Genomic DNA, 22,788 nt, shown 5'->3' on the forward strand with positions numbered 1-22,788 from the left:
TCCTCCAGACATCATCTGTTAGTTACTAGCGTCCCCAATCAAGCTGGATTTATTTTCATATAGAATCATGAATCAAATTCTGGATGGTGTACACGTAAATGAAGCAAATATATAATAGAAGGATACATACTAGAGAGGAGAACCAAAATGGAACACCTGATCAATCCAAAGGTTAAACAAATCGAAATTTCGGGCATCCGGAAGTTTTATAATCTTGTCTCAGAGATAGACGGGGTTCTGTCTTTCACGATTGGATTGCCGGATTTTCCTACCCCTTTGCATATTAAAGAGCAAGCGATAGAGGCAATCGAGAATGACATGACTACCTACACACATAATGCAGGCATGCTTACACTGCGCGAGGCTGCTGCTGCCTTTATGTCTGAGAAATATTCATTGGCCTATAATCCAAACAATGAGATTATCGTGACCGTAGGAGCAAGCCAGGCGATTGATATTGCTTTTCGCACCATTTTGAAAGAAGGGGATGAGGTCATCCTTCCAGGCCCTGTCTATCCTGGGTATGAGCCGCTTATTAAGCTTGCAGGCGCAGTGCCTGTTTATGCTGATACAACGGGAACATCCTTTAAGATGACCAAAGACGTAATTGCCCCTCTCTTAACAGAGAAGACAAAATGCGTTGTTCTCCCCTACCCTTCTAACCCGACCGGTGTTTCCTTGACCAAGGAAGAATTAACTGAAATTGCCGACCTGCTGAGAGGCCGGAATACCTTTGTTCTTGCAGATGAGATCTATAGCGAGCTTACCCTTGACCGAAAGCATACATCCATTGGTACAATCTTGAGAGAACAAACGATTATCATTAATGGGGTTTCCAAATCACATGCCATGACAGGCTGGAGAATTGGCTTTTTAATGGCTCCCGAAAGTATCGCCAAGCATATGCTTAAGGTTCATCAATACAACGTATCATGCGCTTCTTCCATATCACAAATGGCCGCACTTGAGGCGATGAAAAACGGCAAGAATGATGCTGTCATGATGAAAGAAGAATATCGAAATAGACGGGATTATGTTTATAGTCGCTTGGAGAAGATGGGATTAAGAACCGTCATGCCTGACGGAGCGTTCTACTTCTTTGTAGAGATCCCCGATGGTTTCAGCACCTCTCTTGATTTTGCGCTGGAATTAGTCCGCAAGAAGAAGGTTGCCGTTGTCCCAGGATCAGCTTTTTCTGAATATGGAGAGGGTTATTTCCGTTTTTCCTACGCTGTATCCATGGAGTCCCTTATAATAGGACTGGACCGGCTGGAACTATTTCTTGAAGGAAAATGAAAAAGGGGAGGAGCGTCTAAACGCTCCTCCCTTTCCTTATTCCTTTACTTCCAGTATTTATATAGAGCCTGTGTCCCTTTTTCTCCCAGACCTTCTTCTGCCAGCTCCTCATACAAGGATTTAGCGAGTGACACGCCTGGAAAATCAAGACCAAGCGCTTCACTTTCATCTAGGACAATCTTTAAATCTTTTATAAAATGCTTTATGTAAAATCCAGGCTCAAAATCGCCCTTTAAGATGCGCGGAGCAAGATTCGTCAACGAAAAGCTTCCTGCGGCACCCCCAGAAATACTCTTCAGCACTGTCTCAGGGTCCAAACCTGCCCTTTTAGCATAGACAAGTGATTCGCATACGCCAATCATCGTACCTGCAATGGCCATTTGGTTGCAAAGCTTTGTATGCTGGCCTGAGCCCGCAGACCCTTGATACTCAATATTCGTTCCCATTGTACGGAACAAAGGCGTAATCATGTCGAAATCTTCCTTCTCTCCTCCAACCATAATGGCGAGAGCACCATTTCTTGCACCGATATCTCCTCCAGATACAGGAGCATCAAGCACATGAATCCCCTTCTCCTTCCCGGCCGCAAATAGCTTCTTGGCAAGCTGTGGAGCAGAGGTAGTCATATCAATTAAATATGTACCAGCCTTAGCCTGATTAATTAATCCGTGTTCACCTAAATAGACTTCTTCCACATCTTTTGGGAACCCGACCATTGTGAGGATGATCTCTGCATTAACAGCCACATCTTGAACCGTATCTGCCCATCTCATTCCCTCTGCAATTAAATCTGCGCACTTTTCTTTTGTTCGTGAATAACCAATCAATGGGTAGCCAGCCTTCATAATATTCCTGGCCATGCTTTTTCCCATTACACCCAAACCTATAAAGCCAATTGTTTGTTTCTGCATCAATAAGCCCTCCAAAAGTACATCATCATTCTTCTTCATTCTATCATATAGGGATAGAAATCAGCCGGCAAATAACCTTTATCCTTTAGGAAAACAAAAAAAATCAACTGGTTTCCCAGTTGATTAAGAAAGGGGGGTCACTAAAAGCATGTTGCTGTTGTGTCCATACTTAAGTTACCCCTATTTTTCTTTTATCAAACACAAAAAGATCTTTTTACTAAAAATTATTTTTGTGCTGTTGCTTCCTTAACTAGTTCTACAGCTTGGGAAGCTGTTTGCATTTGTAAAGCTTTTGCTGCTAATTCTTGCATGTCTGTTAATGACAATGTTTTGATTTGAGAACGAGCACGAAGAATAGAAGTAGCACTCATTGAGAACTCATCTAATCCTAAGCCGACAAGAAGTGGAATCGCAAGCTCATCGCCCGCCATTTCTCCACACATGCCTGCCCATTTACCTTCTTTGTGTGCTGCATCAATAACCATCTTAACAAGACGAAGGATTGCAGGGTTATAAGGCTGGTATAAGTAAGAAACGCGTTCGTTCATACGGTCTGCAGCCATTGTGTATTGAATCAAGTCATTTGTTCCAATGCTGAAGAAGTCAACTTCTTTAGCGAATTGATCAGCGATAACAGCTGTGGAAGGAATTTCAACCATAATTCCAAGTTGGATGGAATCAGATACTTGAACACCTTCTTGAATCAATTTTGCTTTTTCTTCTTCAAGGAGCGCTTTCGCTTCACGGAATTCATCCAATGTAGCGATCATTGGGAACATGATACGCAAGTTTCCGTATACAGAGGCTCTCAAAAGCGCTCTCAATTGCGTTCTGAAAATACCTTTTTCTTCAAGGCATAGACGAATCGCACGGAAACCAAGGAATGGATTCATTTCTTTCGGAAGATCCAAGTATGGAAGCTCCTTATCGCCGCCGATGTCAAGTGTACGAACAACAACAGGTTTGCCCTCCATGCCTTCTAGAACAGCTTTGTAAGATTCAAATTGTTCGTCTTCAGAAGGAAGGTTTTCACGGCCCATGTATAAGAACTCAGTTCTGTATAAGCCTACAGCTTCCCCGCCGTTTGAGATAACGCCGGATAAATCATTCGGTGTACCGATGTTAGCTGCAAGCTCAACATGATGGCCATCAGCTGTAACAGTTTTCTCATTGACAAGTTTAGCCCATTCAAGCTTTTGCTGAGCATATGCATCAGCAGCTTTCTTGTATTCTTCAATCAATTCAGGCGTCGGATTGATGTGAACCTCACCTTTCAGACCATCAAGGATGATCATATCGCCATTTTGAATAGATTCAGTCGCTTGTTTTGTTCCAACAACCGCTGGAATTTCAAGGGAACGAGCCATGATAGCAGAGTGAGAAGTACGTCCGCCGATATCAGTTGTAAACCCTTTTACGAAATCTCTGTTAAGTTGAGCTGTATCAGAAGGTGTTAAATCCTCTGCCACAACGATTACTTCTTCAGAAATCATGCTTGGGTTAGGGATTTGAACGCCTAATAAGTGGCTGATTACACGCTTCGTAACGTCACGGATATCAGCTGCTCTTTCTTTCATATATTCATTATCCATTTGTTCGAACATCATAATGAACATGTCTGCCATTTCGCGCATCGCAAATTCAGCATTGATTTTTTCTGATTTTACTTTTTCTTTAACAGCACCAAGCAATTCAGGGTCATTTAAAACAAGGATGTGAGCGTCAAAGATAGCTGCTTTGTCTGCACCTTGTTCTACTTTTACCTTCTCGCGAATTGATTCCAATTCAGATTGGGCTTTATTTACAGCGCTATCAAGACGCTCCATTTCAGCCTTCTCATCTGTGATGGATTTCTTGCTAACAGTTAAATCAGGTTCAATTAAACGATAAGCTTTTGCTATGACAATCCCATTTGATGCCGCTATTCCGTTTAACATCGTTGTCATTACTTAGCCAAACCTTCTTTAACTAAAGTTTCTTCGATTGCGTTTAATGCATCTTGCTCATCGCTGCCTTCTGCAGAGATTGTGATGTCAGCGCCAGCGCCGATACCTAGAGACATAACACCCATGATAGACTTCAAGTTAACTTTCTTTTCTTTATATTCTAAGTTAATGTCAGAGTTGAATTTACCTGCAGTTTGAACAAGCAAAGTTGCTGGACGTGCATGAATTCCTGTTTCGTCGATTACGTGAAAAGATTTTTGTACCAAAATAATCAAGCTCCTTTATTAATTAATTTCATTTCAGGCCAATATAATTTCTAGCTGCTACATCTTTATGTGATTTTACCCAAATTCTACGGGTTCTATGTACAAAGCGTCTAGCAGTCGAAAATTTCGTCCCTTTTATGTGATAGGAGAGGTTGTATCCCATCACATAAAATGTACCGAAAATCGACAAAGAGTTCAACGCTTTTATTTATGGAGGAAAAAATTTCTTCCACCATGCTGCTTATCATTGGGATTGAGTTTTCTATCGATGTTCATAATCGGAGACATACATAAAACATCCAATTAAGCATGTCACACGTTTCCCGCGAAATGGTATGTCATTCATATTTATAGCGAACAAGGAAATCAGTCACATGGCAAGTAGCCGTGCGGCCTTTTTAATTTTACACTAGATGAACAGAATAAAACAACTAGGAGAAATGCACTTTTAATCCTATTTGCGCAAAAATCCACTTATCGTTCATAAATCATTTTCTTTGTCATCCCGCCGTCAACGATTATATTTTCTCCATTAATGAAATCATTGCTGGAATCACTTAGAAATAGACATAATCTGGCTATATCTTCAGGTTTCCCGACCCTTTTAGAGAAATGCTGTTCATGATCGATGTCTCGTAAATGATCATACTCCTTTGTCTCTATCCAGCCTGGACTAATAGAATTAACCCGGATTTGTCTTTCGGCCAAGGAGGCGCTTAAAGCATGTGTCAAGGCAATGATTCCTCCTTTCGTTGCCGCATAGGCTTCTGAATCAGGTTCAGATTGGAACGCTCTTGTCGATGCAATGTTGATTATGCATCCTTTCTCGTTCATCAATTTTGCCCCCTCCCGTGCGAACAAAAATACAGACCGCAAATTAGACTGAATGATTCGGTCCCACTGCTCCGTTGTCATTTCAAGCAAGGGAACAAATGTGGATACACCTGCATTATTAATTAGCACATCCAGCCGTCCGTACTGCTTCCGAATATATTCCATTACCTCAAGCACCGTATCCTCTTCACCAACATCCCCGGCAATGAAATGCGCATCCAAATGAGCCTCCTTCATTGAGTCAATTGCTGCTTCACCGCCTTTTTGGTCACGATCCACCAAAACGACACTCGCTCCAGTTCTACCATACTGAATCGCAATCTCTCTTCCGATTCCATTGGCCGCTCCTGTAACCAATACAACTACATCTTTATTCTCCATTTCTTCACCTCTGAACAATAATTGTTTCAATTTCTCCAATAATTCATATTTGAAGGCCTTTTTGCGCATAAACAACTTATTTATCTGTTTAAATGATTCAATTTCATCAATAACGCTGTCTTATTTCATCATTTCCCCTTTTTACACGTATTCAAATCCTCTGTACCTTAATAGATACCCGGGAATAAAACGAGGTCGCTCCTCAGGACAGGCTGGTTTTCTAATAATGGAGGAATTCGAAAAAATTGCAGAGCAGTACACCCCGCTCATCCATCACATGATTAAACGGTTAAATATCTATAGAGATAAAGATGAATTTATACAAATAGGATTGATTGCTCTATGGGAGGCAAGTAAAGCCTATGATTCCGCAAAAGGGCAATTCATGTCCTACGCATTCATGACCATAAAGGGAAGAATGCTGTCTCATATGCAAAAATCAAACAAAATTCAAATGCGCGAACAGTTGAAGGAAGCTGGAATGGATCATCTTATTCAAGACGAAGAAATGATGCACATGCTCGATTGGCTCATTCCTAAGGCCTTTCTCGAGACCTTAACATCAAATCAAAGCTGCTGGCTTATCCATCACATTCAATATGGTAAAACTACCCGTGAAATCGCAGCAGACTGTCAAACGACAACCGCCTCCGTCAAATCATGGAAACGAATAACCATCAAAAAGTTACAAGCCTACTATAGGCAGCATCCTGAGGCATTTTAACCCGCAAAAATGGCCAATGATGATTCCTTTCATCATTGGCCTGTTGCTGCTAGCTCCTCGGTTCCTCCAAATATTCATACGTAACACTGCCCCCAAGATGAGCAATCCCTCGAAAATGCTTAAAATCATTCCGTTTCACCAAGACCGATCGAAAGGCAAGAAAATCCTCCTTGCTTACATCCAACTGGGTTAATTCCCCACTCTTCAATTGCTCGAAAAGACGTTCAATTTCTTCTTGATTCATTCCTCTGACAACTCCTTTTATGTGATTCCATCATACATTTTTTTAAATAGGGGGTTCAAGTTGTTTTAACTTTTGAATAATTATCAAAAAATTCCTTTTAATGACTTACAATTTTTGAATTTTATACTATAATGACAATAATAATCCGCTAAACGATAAAAACAAGCATATAAAGTAAAGAAATGACGGATTAGACTTCATGCTTTAATGATTTCCATATAAACTCTAGAAAAGGTGTGAATAGAATGAATAAAGCCAATGTAGGAAATATCATTGAATTCCGTGATGGCTTGCGCGGAATTGTCGAAAAAGTGAATGAAAATTCCGTTATTGTCGATTTAACCTTAATGGAGAACTACCGGGACCTTGAGCTTGAAGAAAAAACGGTCGTTAACCATAAAAACTATACGATTGTAAACGAGCTGTAAAACGGGACGTTATGTCTCGTTTTTTTCGTACATGCCGCTCTCTTTCTATTTAAAGAAAACTTCGCTATAATTAAAACCGATTCCTTTTTGGAACCTTTCAATAAGCTCCTCCTCTGGCAGAGAGCAGAACAGAAAGCAGGTTTAGTATTATGATAGTAAAAAGTGATAAAGATTTAGAAGGCCTAAAGGCAATCGGTGCGATTGTATCCCGCGTTAGGGAAACAATGAAAAGCGCAACCGTACCTGGCATAACGACCCTTGAACTGGATCAGCTCGCCAAACAATTATTTGATGAAACCGGGGCTATTTCCGCTCCTAAAAACGAGTATGACTTCCCCGGCTATACATGCATCAGCGTAAATGAGGAAGTTGCTCACGGAATACCTGGAAAGCGCGTCATCAATGAAGGCGACTTAGTCAATATTGACGTTTCAGCCGTCTTAGATGGATACTACGCGGATACAGGCATCTCCTTCATGGTAGGTCAATCTGATGAACAGATTGACAAACTATGCCAATGTGCCGTTGAAGCTTTTAACAACGGAATCTCAAAGGCAAAAGCAGGCTCTAAGAAAAACCTGATAGGCAAGGCCGTTTTCAACACCGCTCGTGCCAATGGCTTCAATGTCATCAAAAACCTGACTGGCCACGGCATCGGCAGAAGCTTGCATGAAAGCCCTGATCATATCCTTAACTATTTTGATCCTTGGGACAGCGAATTGCTCCATGAGGGGACAGTCCTTGCGGTAGAACCCTTCATCTCCACGAAAGCATCCATGGTAACAGAGCTTGGAGATGGATGGACCTATGTCACAAAGGATAAAAGCTTGGTCGCACAATGCGAGCACACCATTATTGTCACGAAAAATGAACCAATCATCCTAACTTTATAATAAACAGCGAAAAGAGAAGGAATCCCTTCTCTTTTCTTTCTGTCATATAATCATGATTCAACGAACAGGAGGAAAAGCATGAAGAATGCAGCCAAGGACCATCCACTTCTGCTTTGCTTATGTCTTGCTTATTTGCTTTTCTTCATTTCTTATCTAGATTTATCGAAATTCTGGTTTACCTATACGGCAGCCATGACCCTGTTAATGACACTTTCCTTCCTTATCGAACACCCGGACAGTCAAAAGCAGCCCTTAAGAAATAGCCTTCTATACGGCAGCCTTTCTGGCGCTCTTATGTATGGCATTACATGGACGGCAAGTAAATGGCTCCCGTTGCTCTATCCTCCGCTTCAGATTCAGCTGGAGGATTTATATCGCCTTCTTTCCCCGGCTTCAGCATGGCAATACGCTGTCTTGATTTTGCTGATTATTCCGGGTGAGGAGATTTTCTGGAGAGGGTTTGTCCAGAGGAAGATTCACGGTCATATAACGACCATCCCTTCTTTCCTGCTCGCCGCCCTTCTTTATACATTGCCTCTTGCTTTCTCAGGCAATATACTGCTCTTACTCGCCGGCATTGGCGGCGGATTATTATGGGGTACCCTGTATGCCTGGAAGAAGAACCTCCAAATGGTCATTATCTCTCACCTACTATTTGACCTGCTTCTTCTAGCTGTCTTTCCGCTTCAATAATCTCATTCCTTCTTTACCGTCAACAGAACTAAGAAGGATAAACTTATATAACCAAACAATGGATATAGGTAAGAAATTAACGGGCCATAATCGAATTGGCCAATCAGGAGGCAGAAACTTAATACGAAGACATAAAGTGACCATGAGGGCAGCCCGGTCACTTTCTTTAATTGCCGCTCAAGCCCAAAGGCATTGCCAATAAGCGAGGTAAAGATCTCACCGAAGATAATGAACAAATATAATCCGTACAAATAGGGGGCAATGGACTTCATGACATAGGCCGTGGGGATATTAATCTCTCCAATCCCACTGACAGATGATAAGGAAATATGACAGCTTAGAAGAACGAGCGCTAACAGGACTCCCCCTAGATTGGCTCCTCTTCTAATCAGTTTCTCATCCCCAATCTCTGTCGCCAACGGAACAAGTACAGCTTGTGTCAAAGCAAGATTGAAGGCCGTATAGGAAAACGGGGACAAGAAAGCCTTCATGCTCACAAAGTCAGGGATATGCACTAAATGGGCAGCCCCCTTTAATGTAAAAAGGGAAACCACCATCAAAATGATATTAAACATGACCATAGCCGGCACAACAAATGTATTAATGGAGAGGAGTCCATGTACACCCCAGCTCATAACAACCACTGCCAAAAAGGCTGTAAACACCATTCCGCCCATTTTGGAGAACCCAAGCTGTTCCTCAAAAAGGCCTCCCGCTCCAGCCATCATGACTCCTGTCACCCCAATGAGCATAAACATAACAATTACATTAATAAAAAGGGCCAAACGTTTCCCGAATAGCCACGCATTGAATTCCATATAATTTTTCAAATCATACTTGAGGGCAATCACCATCATCTTTCTGCCCAGACTGATAAATATATATCCAGCTAAAATAATGCCAAGCAGCCCGTAAGATCCGTATTTCGTAAAGAATTCATAAATTTCCTTACCGGTGGCAAAGCCTGCCCCTATTACCGTCCCAACATATACGGCAGCTACCTGGAATACGCTCATCCATTGTTTTTTCAAACTTGTCCCTCCTCTGCCTATAGACACTTTATGCTGGAGAAGGACTGTTATGTATAGAACTGGAAAAAAATCAATCATACCCCTGAGCTAAGCTATTAGATGAAAAAAAGGACTGAATCTTTTCCATTCAATCCTTTTTCGTGAACGATTATTTAGCTGGTGCAGCTTGGCCAATTTTTTTCATGCACTCAATGGCAATCGCTTTTTCTTCATCTGATAAGACGCTCATAATCTCTTCAATCCGCTCTTGATGAGCTGGGAAGATTCCTTCGAGGAATTCCGTCCCCTCTTCAGTGATTTGTGCATAGGTCACCCTTCTGTCATTAGGGCAGGCAACCCTTTTCAGAAGTCCCTTCTTCTCCAGCTTATCGACCACATAGGTGATGCTGCCGCTTGCCAGGAGAATTTTATCCCCGATGTGCTGTAAGGGCTGCTCACCTTTATGATAGAGAAGCTCAAGTACAGCAAATTCAGTTGGGTTGACCCCTTCTTTTTGAATATATTTATTCGTGTAATCATTAATCGCTCTGTAGGCTTTAGACATCACCACAAAGAGTTTTAGTGATTGATTTGGTTCGACCATTTCCTCTTACCCTCCGAATTCGTTTTTCTTCAAGAATCTCGATTTGCGTTATTATACTTCTAAACTAAACAAAAGTAAATTATTTATCGGTAAAAAGGATGAGGAAAGTAAATGCGGCCCACCTGTCACGTTTATGACGGCCAGCCTGTTTTGAGGTTCATTTCGAGGCGGAATGCCTTAACGCAAAAGCCGATTAGCAGTCAGGTCCAGCAAAGTATGGACTCAAGGCTGCATTACGTACGCTTATATTTCATTCTTGTATATTGATTGATTAACTGGTCAAGCTGTCTGCTTAATTGGATTGTCCCTTGATCTAAATACCCATATTCAGAAGCATAGCTGATCATCTTCTCTCTCGCGATGTTAATATCTGCTTCTAGAGTAACAAAGTTCGCTTGTTTCACGACGTTTCCTCCTATGCAATCTTTCTGTATGGATTATGCCAAAATTCCAAATAAATGTAAATCAATAACCATGATAATTCATTAAATTGTAATTTCTTAAGATAAAGGACATGAAATGAACCTCCTTGTCGAAAGAAGGTTCTCACGTTATTCATGGAAGATTGGAAGATAGATTTGAAAGAGGGTCCCCTCCCCTTCCTTACTCGTCACTTCTATCCAGCCTTCGTGCTCTTCAATAATTTTATAGGTAACCATTAACCCAAGGCCGGTTCCTTTTTCCTTCGTCGTATAAAAGGGTTCGCCCAGTTTCTTTAAGACTGACTTCGGTATGCCGATGCCATGATCCTGGATGGATATTAAGATATGGTTATCAAAAAAAGGTTCTGTGGAAACATCAATCGTTCCACCGCCAGGCATCGCTTCGATAGCATTTTTCAGGAGATTAATAAAGACCTGCTTCAATTGATTGGCTTCACAATGCACCAGTGGCAGCTCACCATAGTTCGTCTGAAACTGGATATTCAGCATCGCTGCCTGAGCACTCAATAATTCAAGTGTTTCGCTTAATACGGTATTTACTTGTTTAATTTGATAGGATACAGCTTGAGGCTTAGCTAATATCAGAAAATCGGTAATAATGGTTTCAATCCGCTGTAATTCAGATGTGATAACCTGAAAATAACTGGCATAATCGCCCTTCAAACTGCCCTCAAGCAATTGAATAAAGCCCTTCAGCGCTGTCATTGGGTTTCTAATTTCATGAGCAATCCCTGCGGCTAGCTCTCCCACTACATTTAATGTATCAGATTTCTTTAATTGTTCCTCCATCTTAAGCTTATCCGTTATATCACGAAAAACGGTCAAATGCATTCCCTTCATAATATCCGGGCGGGAGAGAAAATCCAATTGCTTCGTCTGACCATCCTTACAGGTCAACTCACAAACAAAATTATGCTGTGTATTCTTAGCCATTAAAGAAAGATGACGCTGCAGATGCTTCTTCTGATTTGAATCAAGGTCAAAAATCTCTTGAAAGGTTTGGCCAATCATCCCCTCTGACGGCAGCCCGATAATATCAGATGCCGGAGCATTCACGTCAATAATCCGGCCGTCCTCCCGCCAAATAAGGAGTCCATCAAATGTCCCATCAAAGATTCTGCGAAACTTTTGGTGGAACAAAAAGCCGTCATCTTCATATGGATAGATTCCATGCGGCATCTTGCAAAGTAACAGATTGTACTCAGAATCCTTGATGGGCTTGTTCGTAATTTCAATAAGCTTTGCCTTTCCATCAGGCCATCTGCAGTACGTTTCAAATGACCAATTCTCAGCTGTATTTTGCAGCATTTCATCTAGCTCCCCAGCTTGCAGTACAAGATCCCGTATATGAAGTTTCATCATTTCTGACCTTGGATAACCGAATAGCATGCTGGCCTGTTCATTGACACGGATAATCTGACCATCCCTTTGAACAATTAAGACAGCTCCATCAACCTGTGTAGATATTTCTTCTATTAAATGGATAACCGAATGCGTAATTGCCGGCTTTTGAGCCTCAGCAAACACCGTATAATATAATCCGCTATGCAAATTATAGCTTGCCATATACTCATACCTTGTGGATACTCCCCTAATTTCCACATAAAAAAAACCTTTGCATTCCTTGCTTGTTCTTAAATTCCCTAAGTTATCCAGGAAGGATTGGGCACTCTCTTCCTTCATAAGTCTAAGAAAACTATTCCCGAGCAATTCATACCGTTCCTTTTCCAGCAAGGCTGCAAATGCCTCATTCGCATCTACTATAGTGCCTTTGCCATTATGAATGACAATATTATGGCTAAGACCGTTGATTAAGTCAGCATACAAATTATGATTGCCGATTGTTGAAGGAAGAAGATTATTGTCGCTGACCATCAACATGTAAATAAATTTTTCAGGGTTTCCAAGCTCTTCCTTGCCGTCTGCCGCAGCAAAAATTTCAATCTCAAGAGGGTGTGAGGCATGCAGAAAGGTTGTCCATTTATCAAAGGAATAACCATGCTGGTTTAGTTTCTTCACTTGAAATTTCACCAATTCACTGGAAACATCATGAAAGAAATCTTTTAAATTCCGCGGCCGGTCGACTTGGCCTAATTGCTGATACAGCTTGCTCGCCCTTGTATTTAAAGAAAGGATATTTAATTCCTTATCCGTCATAATTATGGCTTCTGAATGGAATTGGTAAAAGTTCTCCCATAATTGAATCTCTGTTTTTAGCCTTTGATTATCCTCTTTGATTTGGTGGTTCAACCCCTCATCTAGATTCATCATTTGACCATCACTCAAGACAATCCTCCTTTTCGCTTCCGACATTCATCCCTTTATAATTCTACAAAATCCTGACAATTCCTTTTCTTTTTGAAAACATTGTGACAAACGGTCAAAATTTCCCATATCCTTTAGAAATAAGAGATGTTCTGACGCCTTTACCTAAAGCGGGTCTATTGAACTTCGAACAGAGCGATTGAATGCCGATAAAACATTCCCTATAAAAAGAAGACTGTCCGCTAAGGGACAGCCTTCTAACTGCTTTCATTATAAAGCTGGATTTTCATGTCTTGCTTGCAGCTTCATCCAGCGTTTATTCACTTCTTCTTCAAACTCATGGAGTAAGTGCGCATTCTCTTCTTTAAGAAGATGCTTCGTCTTGCCCATATATTTGAGCCATTCGGCTAATTCAATCCGTTTCTTTCTTGCTTCTGGATTGTAGGTGATGCTTGTTTCTCCTCTTTCGACTTCATATAGAGGGAAGAAACAGGAATTGACGGCAGCCTCCATGATATTCGTACCGTCTCTCTCATTAGATTTCCAGTTTAACGGACAAGTAATGAGAATCTTTCCATATACGGTTCCAACATTCTGAGCATACCATTGGGCTTTGGCTGCTTTCTTAATTAAATCCTGCGGGAAGGCCTCTGATCCGGTAAATACATATGGAATACCTGTCGCTGCCATGATTTGCGGTGTATCCTTATGGTGGAATGCCTTACCTTGCTGCCCTTTCCCAACACCTGTTGTGCTTGTCATATTGCCAATTGGGGTCGAATAGGACATTTGAGATCCTGTATTCATATATCCTTCATTATCATATTCAAGCATAATCAGCTTATGGTTGCGAAGGGCCGTACCAATGGCAGATCCCATCCCGATATCCATTCCGCCGTCACCGGTGATCATCACAAAGGTTGCGTCATCGCTGATGTCTATCTCACCTCTGCGTTTCTTCTCCAGGAATGCTTCCAATGTTCCAGATAAGGTTGCCGGACCATTTTGGAATAGATTGTGAATCATCGTTTGCTTATGAGAGCTATGCGGGTAAGCCGTGGTAACAACATAGGCACAGCCCGTCTGGTACAAGGCAACAATATCTCCTTCTATTCCTTTGAAGAATAATTCCAGTGCCGGGAAGATTCCGCAGCCGGGACATGCTCCATGGCCTGGTGCTAACCGTTTAGGCTTCTCCATAAGAGCGCGAATAGGAGGGATTCGGACTTTCAGTTTCCCCGTCTCTTCATCAGGGGTAACTTGAATTAACCCTGTCTTATAAACGTCGCCTGTTTGCGGTGTGATGGTTGGTTCCAGTTTATTCTCTTCCTGTCCCTTGTGAACACCGTAATAATCAAACGCTTTTTCGATCTCTCCTGTTTGCAGTACATGTAAGGTTTCGTCAAAGAATGCCTGTGCATCCTCCGGATAGAAATCTTTACCACCAAGACCAAATACACGGCTCAGCACAAGGGTTTCATTGTCCTTATCTTCTTGAAGGGCTGATTTCACTTCATGTGTAAGGTTCGGTCCATTAGCCCCATAGGAATCGGCTCTTTCACCGACAAGAAGAACCTTCACATTCTTAAGGGCTGCTTTAATTTCCTCTTTCGGGAATGGACGGATAATATTCGGGCTGATTACACCGGCCTTTATCCCCTGCTGACGCAAGCTGTCGACAATATCCTTTGCCGTTTCTGCGGCAGAGTTTAAGAGGAATAGAGCAACCTCTGCATCCTCCATCTGATAAAGATCAAGGGTATCATAATGGCGGCCGGATAATTCGCCATACTCCTTCGCCACTTCCTTGAAAATCTCACCGGCGCGGTACATCGCATTTGATTGCTGATAATGGTTATTGGTCAAGTCATCCCCATTCATATGAGCGCCGATAGTAATCGGATTATTCACATCAACATGAGGGAATTCCGTTGGGCACTCGCCGACAAACGCTTGTACAGCTGTACGGTCGCTGAAATATTGCACCTTTCTCTTTTGATGGGAAGTAAAGAATCCATCATAGGCAACAATTACCGGCAGACGCACATCCGCATGCTCGGAAATCTTCAATGCCATAATATTCATATCATAAACAGCCTGTGGACTGCGTGCAGTCAAGATCACCCAGCCTGTATTCAACGCATAGTATAAGTCAGAATGGTCGCCGCGGATATCAAGCGGACCGCTGATAGCACGAGTTACGAGATTCATGACCATCGGGAAACGCGTACCCGCTTGAACAGGAAGCTGCTCGAGCATATACATCAAGCCATTGGCGCTCGTTGCGTTAAAGACACGGGCACCCGTCGTCGCTGCTCCGTAACAAATTCCCGCAGAGCCGTGCTCGCCATCAGCTGGAATCAGCTTGATATCATGCTCTCCTCTAGTCTTCATCATGTCCAAGTATTGTGCAATCTCGGTTGATGGAGTAATAGGGAAATACCCCATTATATGATAATTAATTTGAGCTGCTGCCATGGCAGCCATCTCATTGCCTGATTCAAAGGTCGTTATTTGATTAGGTTTCATGGTTTCATTCATTTCTTTTACTTCCAGTTCATTCACTGCCATTATTCAACACTCCCTGCTATTAAAGGGTGGTTATGCTTTACACTATGTTCCTCGGCAAACCCAAGCATTTCTCGCATATCGGCCAAAGCACTTGTCGGACAAGCCTCCACACATTTCAGACAGCCCTTGCAATATTGATAGTCAATACCGGTAAGGAACATTTGCTTACGGCCGCGTTTATCCTCCCCTTCCTTCCAAACGAAACAGAGGTCGGGGCAAACGACATCACAGGCAGCGCAGTGAATGCATTTCTCTTGTTCCCAGCTTGGCAGGAACCCTTGTCTGGACCCGCTTAAGTCTTTCAGCAGGCTATTGCCTTGTGCAATGATGGTACCGCCTATCAGTTGAGTTTCATAACCAAGCAGGGGAGCTGGCTTCGTAAAGCTTTTCCCTTCAGCATCAGCCGGTACCTCATATTCTTTAAAGCGGACTTCTTGATATCCCCGTTCAAACGTTCGAATATTCGGCTCGACTAAGTGCGGGTATTTCTTTTCGAAGGTCCTTCTAATGACATCTTTCATCGATTCAGCATCAAGAAAGCTGCAAATTCTAAAGAGCGCTCCAAGCATGGCTGTATTAACCTTCGTTTTCTCCTCCACCGCTATTCCTAGCGCATCAACGATGGCAAGCGTTCCATAGGAAAGCTTCAAATCATCTTTTATTTCATCAAAGTCCCTCGTTGAATTAACGAGTACGATCCCATCTGGCTGTAAGCCGCTTACGACATCAACCATTTTATATAAAGCCTCATGGAAGATTCCGATAACATGCGGTTCTTCAATCGGGCTATGATCCCTGATTTCCGTATCAGCATCCGCAAAGCGGATAAAACTTTTCACAGGTGACCCTTTTTTCTCCGAGCCATAAGAAGCAAAGTTCGAGCCATTAAATCCCGAGCCAAGCACACCTGATTCTGCGAGCATTTTACCCGCCAGATTGGCCCCTAATCCTCCAATGGATTCCAACCTGATTTCATAGAAGCCTTTATCATTCTTTTTTGGCAGAATGGCCATATTCTTTCCTCCTCTATTTCACCTATGCATTCCATAAAGAATGGAATTACGTAACTTCACATCTATATATTTTTCAAACATGGATTGTTTGATTTTCTTGAAGACATATGACGATAACCAGTACAATTATAATATGATTGTGATTTCATTCACATAGTTAAATTTGGTACATAAGGATTGTTTTAGGGGACAACCAAATGGGAAAACTAACTAAAAGGTTTTAAGATGGACTTACAGGAGGATATCATGAAAGAAAGAACATGCTACTTTGATAATGCAAAGTTTATCTTAATGGTTTTCGTTGTTTTTGGACACATCATCAGGACCTATATTAATGAGAATGAACTGATTTATGCCATATACAGCACCATCTATACTTTCCATATGCCAGCCTTTATTCTCGTTTCCGGTTTCTTTGCTAAAGGCTTCAATAAACCAGGCTATATAAAGAAACTGACAAAAAAATTGATACTGCCTTATTTAATATTTCAGGTTGTCTATACAATTTACTACTATTATTTATTCGACCGTTCAACCTTTCAAATTGAGCCGCTCAACCCCAATTGGGCCCTATGGTTTCTACTAAGCTTATTCTTCTGGAACCTAATGCTGTTCCTTTATGCGAAGTTTAAACCGGCAACCGGGCTGTTGATTGCCGTCATTATCGCCTTGGGTATTGGCTATGTGGATTCCATTTCCAATTTCTTGAGCCTTTCCCGAACATTTGTCTTTTTCCCGTTCTTCCTTGCAGGATATCATATGAAGAAGGAATTCTTTGAACGACTGACATCCTTTAGGAGCCGGATTATTGCTTTAGTACCGTTCATCATTCTGTTTATTTGCTTTTACTATTTCATCACTGTTGACAGTCAATGGATGCTTGGGTCAAAGCCTTACTCAGAAATTGAACAAACAGCTTCCCTTATCTCCATGTTCAAAAGACTCGGGATGTTTGGCCTAAACGCAGTAATGATCATCAGCTTTATGGCTTTAGTACCAAAGGGAAAATACTTTTTTACAAGATGGGGAACTCAAACCCTCTATGTCTATTTATTACATGGATTCTTTGTCCGAACCTTCCGCTTCACAGGCTTAAAGGAATATTTCACAACAGTTGAAAACTACTTACTGCTTGCCGGCATTGCACTCTTGCTGACCATGATTCTATCCAGTCAATTCGTCACTTCCGTCACACAGCCATTTATAGAGCTGAAGTGGAAGAACACAAAGAGAATGCTCGGAGAATGGAAATGGTATGCCTATTTCTATAAAGAAAAATTCACGAAAATCGTTAATGATTAAAACAAAGAGGCTGGGACATAAGTCTTTCAGCTAATGATAAACCCGAATAATTAGACGGTAAATGAATGAATCTATCGTCTAATTATTCGGGTCTTTATTGGTTGTTTTCGATGCATTCGTTGATTGTGGCTTTCTATTATTCGTGACTAGTGGAATGGAGCGCCATGCACTCGACTCCTGCGGGAAGCAGAGGAAAGCGAGTGCATTTCGCAAAATGGAACGGACTTGTATTTCCAACTGCTATTGAGTAGGAAGAATAAGTTCCAATCATTCGTTTCTGAGGATCCTTTATTTCGTTCTGTCCTAGCCTCTTCGTCTGTCTTCAAAAACAAAAAGGGAATTCCGTCCATTCCTGTTACTCATATACATAAATATGTTAAGATTAGTGCTAGAATCATGCTGAAAGGACGTATTGCACGAACATGAAAATTATTGGAACAACGCTTAACGCCAAGTATATTCATACGAATTTGGCCCTGCGCTACTTAAAGGCTTATGCTGCACCTGAATACAATGTTGAAATAGTTGAATACACGATTAAAGATCCAGTCATGAACATAGTCACTGACCTATATAAGCGAAACCCTGATGTAATTGGATTTAGCTGCTACATTTGGAATATGGAAGAGATTAAAAAGGTTGGTACAATCTTAAAAAAGGTCCTTCCTAATGTTCATATTATTCTCGGGGGACCCGAGGTCACTTATGACCCTTTCTTTTGGCTGAGAGAAATACCAGGTGTTGATTTTATTGTCATTGGTGAAGGGGAAGCCACCTTCAAGAACCTGCTTGCTGAAATAGATGGAAAGAAAGACTTCCGCCAAGTCCATGGGATTGCCTTTCTAGAAGGGGACAAACCGGTCATCACGCCGCCCGCTGCCAAAGTTGACTTAAAAACCTTGCCCTCTCCCTTCCGATTTGAAGAGGATATTCCGAATCTTTCAAAACGGATTACGTATATAGAAACAAGCAGAGGCTGCCCCTTCAATTGCCAGTTCTGTTTAAGTTCAATTGAAACCGGTGTGCGTTTTTTTGATCGGGAACGAATCAAGGATGACATTCGCTTCCTCATGAAAAATGGTGCTAAAACCATTAAGTTCATGGACCGCACCTTTAATATCAGCCGCAGCTATGCTCTTGATATTTTTGACTTTTTAATTCGCGAGCATGAACCCGGCTGTGTATTCCAATTTGAAATTACCGCTGATATTATGAAGCCTGAGGTCATCGAGTATTTGAACAAGGAAGCTCCAAAGGGGCTGTTCCGTTTTGAAATTGGGGTTCAATCAACGAATGATTATACAAACGAGCTTGTAAAACGGAAACAAAATTTCGAGAAGCTTAAACGTACCGTCACCATGATTAAGGATGGCGCTAAGGTGGATCAGCATTTGGATTTAATTGCAGGTCTTCCAGAGGAGAATTATGATTCCTTCCGTAAAACGTTTAATGATGTTTTCGAAATGCGGCCAGAGGAGCTTCAGCTTGGATTCTTGAAGATGCTGCGCGGCACGGGCCTTCGCAGTCAGGCAAAGCAATGGAATTATGAATACATGGACCAAGCACCATATGAAATTGTAAGCAATAATGTCATGCCATTTACGGATATTATCCGTATCAAACAAGTGGAAGATGTGCTCGAGAAGTATTGGAATGACCATCGCATGGACCATGGCGTAGAATATCTCGTCAGCATGGTATATCCATCTCCGTTTGATTTCTTCCAGGAATTCGGTTCCTATTGGGAGGACAAGAACTGGTCAAGAATCGGCCATCAGCCAGAGGATCTATTTAAGCGCCTTGTAGAATTTAATCAACAGGCCTATCCAGAAAACCAGGATATGCTTGTATCCCTTCTAAAAGTTGATTATCTAGAGAACCTTTCCTTCAAGCCGCGCAAACCTTGGTGGGATACAACCATGACCAAGCAGGAAAAGTCGCCATATTATCAAGCAGCTATTCATGAGCCTGAACGAATAAGCGCCGACTTCGCTTCGCTTAAGCTAAATGAAAAGGATATGTACAAGCATGTCTTAATCGAAGAAATAGATATTGATTATTCACATTATCAACAAACAGGTGAGTACCGCTCCAAGAAAAATCTTGTACTAGCCTATTTCAATCCAAAAGAGGGCTGCAGCAAGCTCTTCTTTACTGAACCAGAAACCCTTTTATCTTAAACCAAATGGAAGCATACTCGGGATACCGCCTTTTACGGTGCCAAGTATGCTTCTTTTATTTTCACTTCATTTCCCTTTTCGTCCATGCTTAGAGTTGCGGTTAAAGCCTTTCATCGCATCCTCTCCTCCAGAAAACTCTGCAGAAAACTCAGTCTCATGTTCATTAGTCTCTCTTAAATTTCTTCTAGGTGTTTTGCTTGTTTTCTCTGCGGCATCAAATTGTGCTTTTCTCTTCATCATGATCGTCCTTTCTTCCTAAAGCTCACCATTACTATTTGTCCAAATCACTCTATTCATGCATTGTGCGGAAAGGGAAACGATACCTCCTCATCCATCGTTTAAACCGAATGAAGAGGCCGTTTGACAAGCATATTATGAAGGCGGAATATCAGATTCCAGCAATAATGAAAGATAGAGGTGCATAAGAATGGCAAGCCGAAATAAATTGCTTGTTCCAGGTGTCCAAGAGATGCTTGACCAATATAAATATGAGATTGCGGCGGAATTTGGAGTGACTTTAGGTTCAGATACCGTAGCTCGTGCAAATGGTTCTGTTGGCGGAGAAATCACTAAACAGCTTGTGAAACTGGCTCAGTCCCAAATGTCAGGTAAAACTGAATAATGATGGCATAGAAATGCCCGGATAGCTGTATCCGGGCATTTCTTTTATTTATCGATGACCATGATGACCTCTGTCATCTTCCTGCTTTTTTTCTTTGCCATTAGTTCCCTTAGGATTTTCTTTATGCCCATTCCCCCTGAATTTTTCATTTTTTTGGTCGGAATGGCTTGGTTTATTCCAGTCATTTCTTTGATTGTTTGACCGATTATCATTGTTCTTCTTTAATTCTCGCTCTTTGGATTCCTTTTTATTTGAATCCCGCTGCTGCACACGTTTATCAGGCTGTCCTTGCTTTGTTTCATGCACACTTCGATGTTTTTGCGGTTCTTGCCTTTTGGTTTCCTTTTTCTCTTTTGCTTGAACGCTGTTGGAGGAACTTTTCACTGGACCTTGCGATTGATTTTTCTTTTCCTTTACAGGTGCAGACGAGCTTTCATTTCTTGATTTTTCTTTTTTCTGCACAGGCGTTTTGGGAGAAGCTTTCTTTCCATCAGTTGGATGTTCATTTTGTCGCTCTATTTGTCCCGATGACTTTTTATCGCTTGAAGCTTTATCCTCTTTTTTTGAAGGTGTCTCTGGACTTTCCTCTTTTGGAACAGCTTCTTTCTTGTCCACTTGTTTCTCTCGTTCTTTATCTGTTTGATCCTCTATATACGAGTCAGTTGAAACATCTTCATTTTTTGTCTTTTTCCTGTCATCAACCGTTGCTTTTTGAGTCTCTATAACCACAGATTTTATCCCTTTTTCTTCAACAGTGGACAGCTTTCTTTCAAGATGTTCTTCCAGGTTCTTGTCTTTATCAAGGACTACTGTCGAGAATACGATTTCATTGTTCTCTCCTAGCTTTCCTTCCTTTTGCATGAGCAAGAGTATTTGAGCGACCACAATAGCAATATCTTGATTCCGCCATCCCTCTAGAGCAGAGAGCATCTCTTCCCCTTCTTCATCAATACCTTCTATATCCAATACTTCCATCTCATCTGAAACGCTTAATTCAATGCTTGAGTCTACATCCATGCTGACATATGCATAAACCGTCGAGTCATTCATAGCCATTGGTAATAGGCTGAAAATCAATAAAATAGATACAGCCAATGCGAGCATTGCTTTAGCTGTTATTCCCTTCCTGGATGAGAGGTTATTTTTAAGGTTGGTTGCAGATTGAGGTTCAAAGTAGACGAGGTCCCCAATTTGATTAAATTCATTGTCATTTTTGATTTCTAAAAAATCGCCATCAGGTGTCAATACCTTCAGCTTGTTTCCGGAAATATCCATAATGACCCCTTGCTTCAATCCTTAAGCACCCCCTTTAAGTAGTCACTCAAAAACTGGTAATCACCTGTAAGAATCAGCACCATTGCCACAATATAAATCCGGTTCCTTTCAATCGTCTTACGGGAAACATTCACCTTGTCTTCTAATTTTTTCAGCGGCAGCTTCTTCTTATGAAAGAGATACTCAAGCATGAGCGGATCCTCTGCCACAATTCTGGCAATGGAGACAGCATTCTTTCTCGCATCCGCATGCTTGGGCGACGCTTGAACCAATTGGCTGAAGGTAATCCCGAAAGATGTCAATATATTGGTAAAGCGTAATATTTCATCTCTTCTTTGCTCCGCATCGAGCTCTTCCTTATGGAATTCAATCGATCTTTCTGCTTCAAGAGGACTTTGTGCATATCCTTCCTCTGAATAAACTCCGAACTCTATCGATAGTTCTTGGTTTTTTCTTGATTGTGATCTAAGATGATCGATGACTCTACGCTTAATCATCGTATCAGCAAATGCCAATAACGCCGTCCCCTTTTCATAGGAGAATCGGTCTATTGCATCATTAAAAGCAATTAACCCTATGCTAAATTCATCATCTGTTTCTGTTATGTATCGTTTGCATACGGAGGAGACTGATTTTTTTATAAACGGTTTGTATTGTTCTATGAGGTCATTGCGTAGATCAAAATCCCCATTTTGTATTGAATGCATCATTTCTTCCAGACACTGACGTTTCCTCAGACTTGGAAAGAACATTCCTAACATAGAATTCACCCCACCCTGCACAAATTATACCACAGGATGTAAAAATAGGTTATAGAGGGAATAGATACATTTTTAAAAACCATGCACTTTTCTATAACTTTTTTCTGTACCCTATCTGGATGTTAG

At 41.5% G+C, this 22,788-nt stretch carries 22 protein-coding genes; 8 read left to right on the forward strand and 14 right to left on the reverse strand.

The window, feature by feature from the left end; translation table 11 throughout:
- Nucleotides 1-147: 147 nt before the first annotated feature.
- Nucleotides 148-1,296 carry an aminotransferase A gene (locus AC622_RS13750; protein ID WP_049671581.1) on the forward strand — a complete coding sequence of 383 codons (1,149 nt, stop codon included), beginning with the start codon at nucleotides 148-150 and terminating at the stop codon, nucleotides 1,294-1,296.
- Nucleotides 1,297-1,340: 44 nt separating this feature from the next.
- Here the strand turns inward: AC622_RS13750 and AC622_RS13755 are convergent, their stop codons facing one another.
- The 4 genes from AC622_RS13755 to AC622_RS13770 all read right to left on the reverse strand — a co-directional run bounded on the left by AC622_RS13755 (nucleotide 1,341) and on the right by AC622_RS13770 (nucleotide 5,634).
- Entirely contained in the window at nucleotides 1,341-2,246 is a 906-nt protein-coding gene (locus tag AC622_RS13755) for an NAD(P)-dependent oxidoreductase (protein WP_269431790.1), read from the reverse strand.
- 185 nt (nucleotides 2,247-2,431) lie between these two features.
- Nucleotides 2,432-4,153: a phosphoenolpyruvate--protein phosphotransferase gene (gene ptsP, locus AC622_RS13760; RefSeq protein ID WP_049671583.1), complete on the reverse strand. Its 1,722-nt coding sequence runs from the start codon at nucleotides 4,151-4,153 to the stop codon at nucleotides 2,432-2,434.
- Nucleotides 4,153-4,419, reverse strand: coding sequence for a phosphocarrier protein HPr (locus AC622_RS13765; RefSeq protein WP_049671584.1), 267 nt, complete (start codon nucleotides 4,417-4,419; stop codon nucleotides 4,153-4,155). The genes ptsP and AC622_RS13765 overlap by 1 nt, the downstream gene beginning before the upstream one ends.
- A gap of 474 nt (nucleotides 4,420-4,893) precedes the next feature.
- A complete protein-coding gene (locus AC622_RS13770) occupies nucleotides 4,894-5,634 on the reverse strand; it encodes an SDR family NAD(P)-dependent oxidoreductase (RefSeq protein WP_049672973.1) in 741 nt (246 codons plus the stop codon).
- A gap of 226 nt (nucleotides 5,635-5,860) precedes the next feature.
- On the opposite strand from AC622_RS13770, the gene AC622_RS13775 reads away from it, so the two are divergent.
- Complete coding sequence (locus AC622_RS13775; protein ID WP_049671585.1) at nucleotides 5,861-6,358, forward strand: sigma-70 family RNA polymerase sigma factor; 498 nt, start codon at nucleotides 5,861-5,863, stop codon at nucleotides 6,356-6,358.
- A gap of 49 nt (nucleotides 6,359-6,407) precedes the next feature.
- On the opposite strand, the gene AC622_RS13780 is transcribed toward AC622_RS13775, so the two are convergent.
- The gene (locus tag AC622_RS13780; RefSeq protein WP_049671586.1) at nucleotides 6,408-6,602 is read right to left on the reverse strand and encodes a hypothetical protein; all 195 of its coding nucleotides are present in this window, start codon (nucleotides 6,600-6,602) and stop codon (nucleotides 6,408-6,410) included.
- Between the two features lie 245 nt (nucleotides 6,603-6,847).
- Here AC622_RS13780 and AC622_RS13785 point away from each other — a divergent pair, with 245 nt between their 5' ends.
- The 3 genes from AC622_RS13785 (at nucleotide 6,848) to AC622_RS13795 (ending at nucleotide 8,616) form a co-directional block, all read left to right on the forward strand.
- Complete coding sequence (locus AC622_RS13785) at nucleotides 6,848-7,030, forward strand: YkvS family protein (protein ID WP_049671587.1); 183 nt, start codon at nucleotides 6,848-6,850, stop codon at nucleotides 7,028-7,030.
- A 149-nt stretch (nucleotides 7,031-7,179) separates the two neighbouring features.
- A complete protein-coding gene (gene map / locus AC622_RS13790) occupies nucleotides 7,180-7,923 on the forward strand; it encodes a type I methionyl aminopeptidase (RefSeq protein ID WP_049671588.1) in 744 nt (247 codons plus the stop codon).
- A gap of 78 nt (nucleotides 7,924-8,001) precedes the next feature.
- On the forward strand, nucleotides 8,002-8,616 hold the full coding sequence (locus AC622_RS13795; protein ID WP_049671589.1) for a CPBP family glutamic-type intramembrane protease: 615 nt from the start codon (nucleotides 8,002-8,004) through the stop codon (nucleotides 8,614-8,616).
- A 2-nt stretch (nucleotides 8,617-8,618) separates the two neighbouring features.
- Here the strand turns inward: AC622_RS13795 and AC622_RS13800 are convergent, their stop codons facing one another.
- From AC622_RS13800 to AC622_RS13820, 6 genes are all read right to left on the reverse strand, one after another.
- Complete coding sequence (locus AC622_RS13800; protein WP_231589535.1) at nucleotides 8,619-9,647, reverse strand: YkvI family membrane protein; 1,029 nt, start codon at nucleotides 9,645-9,647, stop codon at nucleotides 8,619-8,621.
- 148 nt (nucleotides 9,648-9,795) lie between these two features.
- Nucleotides 9,796-10,230 (reverse strand): MarR family winged helix-turn-helix transcriptional regulator, encoded by a 435-nt coding sequence (locus tag AC622_RS13805; protein WP_049671590.1) that lies wholly within the window; start codon nucleotides 10,228-10,230, stop codon nucleotides 9,796-9,798.
- A 233-nt stretch (nucleotides 10,231-10,463) separates the two neighbouring features.
- A complete protein-coding gene (locus tag AC622_RS20735) occupies nucleotides 10,464-10,634 on the reverse strand; it encodes an aspartyl-phosphate phosphatase Spo0E family protein (RefSeq protein ID WP_082197145.1) in 171 nt (56 codons plus the stop codon).
- Between the two features lie 147 nt (nucleotides 10,635-10,781).
- Nucleotides 10,782-12,959 (reverse strand): PAS domain-containing sensor histidine kinase, encoded by a 2,178-nt coding sequence (locus AC622_RS13810; RefSeq protein WP_049671591.1) that lies wholly within the window; start codon nucleotides 12,957-12,959, stop codon nucleotides 10,782-10,784.
- A gap of 249 nt (nucleotides 12,960-13,208) precedes the next feature.
- Nucleotides 13,209-15,509, reverse strand: a complete 2,301-nt coding sequence (locus AC622_RS13815; RefSeq protein WP_049671592.1) for a thiamine pyrophosphate-dependent enzyme — start codon at nucleotides 15,507-15,509, stop codon at nucleotides 13,209-13,211.
- The gene (locus tag AC622_RS13820) at nucleotides 15,509-16,522 is read right to left on the reverse strand and encodes a 2-oxoacid:acceptor oxidoreductase family protein (RefSeq protein ID WP_049671593.1); all 1,014 of its coding nucleotides are present in this window, start codon (nucleotides 16,520-16,522) and stop codon (nucleotides 15,509-15,511) included. Before AC622_RS13820 ends, AC622_RS13815 begins: the two co-directional genes overlap by 1 nt.
- Nucleotides 16,523-16,768: 246 nt before the next feature.
- Here AC622_RS13820 and AC622_RS13825 point away from each other — a divergent pair, with 246 nt between their 5' ends.
- Both AC622_RS13825 and AC622_RS13830 read left to right on the forward strand, forming a co-directional pair.
- Nucleotides 16,769-17,824 carry an acyltransferase family protein gene (locus AC622_RS13825; protein ID WP_049671594.1) on the forward strand — a complete coding sequence of 352 codons (1,056 nt, stop codon included), beginning with the start codon at nucleotides 16,769-16,771 and terminating at the stop codon, nucleotides 17,822-17,824.
- A gap of 422 nt (nucleotides 17,825-18,246) precedes the next feature.
- Entirely contained in the window at nucleotides 18,247-20,004 is a 1,758-nt protein-coding gene (locus AC622_RS13830; RefSeq protein ID WP_049671595.1) for a B12-binding domain-containing radical SAM protein, read from the forward strand.
- A gap of 66 nt (nucleotides 20,005-20,070) precedes the next feature.
- On the opposite strand, the gene AC622_RS21260 is transcribed toward AC622_RS13830, so the two are convergent.
- Nucleotides 20,071-20,244: a hypothetical protein gene (locus AC622_RS21260; RefSeq protein ID WP_197089939.1), complete on the reverse strand. Its 174-nt coding sequence runs from the start codon at nucleotides 20,242-20,244 to the stop codon at nucleotides 20,071-20,073.
- A 187-nt stretch (nucleotides 20,245-20,431) separates the two neighbouring features.
- On the opposite strand from AC622_RS21260, the gene AC622_RS13835 reads away from it, so the two are divergent.
- Nucleotides 20,432-20,626 (forward strand): alpha/beta-type small acid-soluble spore protein, encoded by a 195-nt coding sequence (locus AC622_RS13835; protein ID WP_049671596.1) that lies wholly within the window; start codon nucleotides 20,432-20,434, stop codon nucleotides 20,624-20,626.
- 48 nt (nucleotides 20,627-20,674) lie between these two features.
- Here the strand turns inward: AC622_RS13835 and AC622_RS13840 are convergent, their stop codons facing one another.
- Nucleotides 20,675-21,919, reverse strand: coding sequence for an anti-sigma factor domain-containing protein (locus AC622_RS13840; protein ID WP_049671597.1), 1,245 nt, complete (start codon nucleotides 21,917-21,919; stop codon nucleotides 20,675-20,677).
- Complete coding sequence (sigI, locus tag AC622_RS13845; RefSeq protein WP_439802837.1) at nucleotides 21,916-22,671, reverse strand: RNA polymerase sigma factor SigI; 756 nt, start codon at nucleotides 22,669-22,671, stop codon at nucleotides 21,916-21,918. The genes AC622_RS13840 and sigI overlap by 4 nt, the downstream gene beginning before the upstream one ends.
- Nucleotides 22,672-22,788: the final 117 nt, after the last annotated feature.

Source organism: Bacillus sp. FJAT-27916 (genome assembly GCF_001183965.1).
GTDB lineage: Bacteria > Bacillota > Bacilli > Bacillales > Pradoshiaceae > Pradoshia.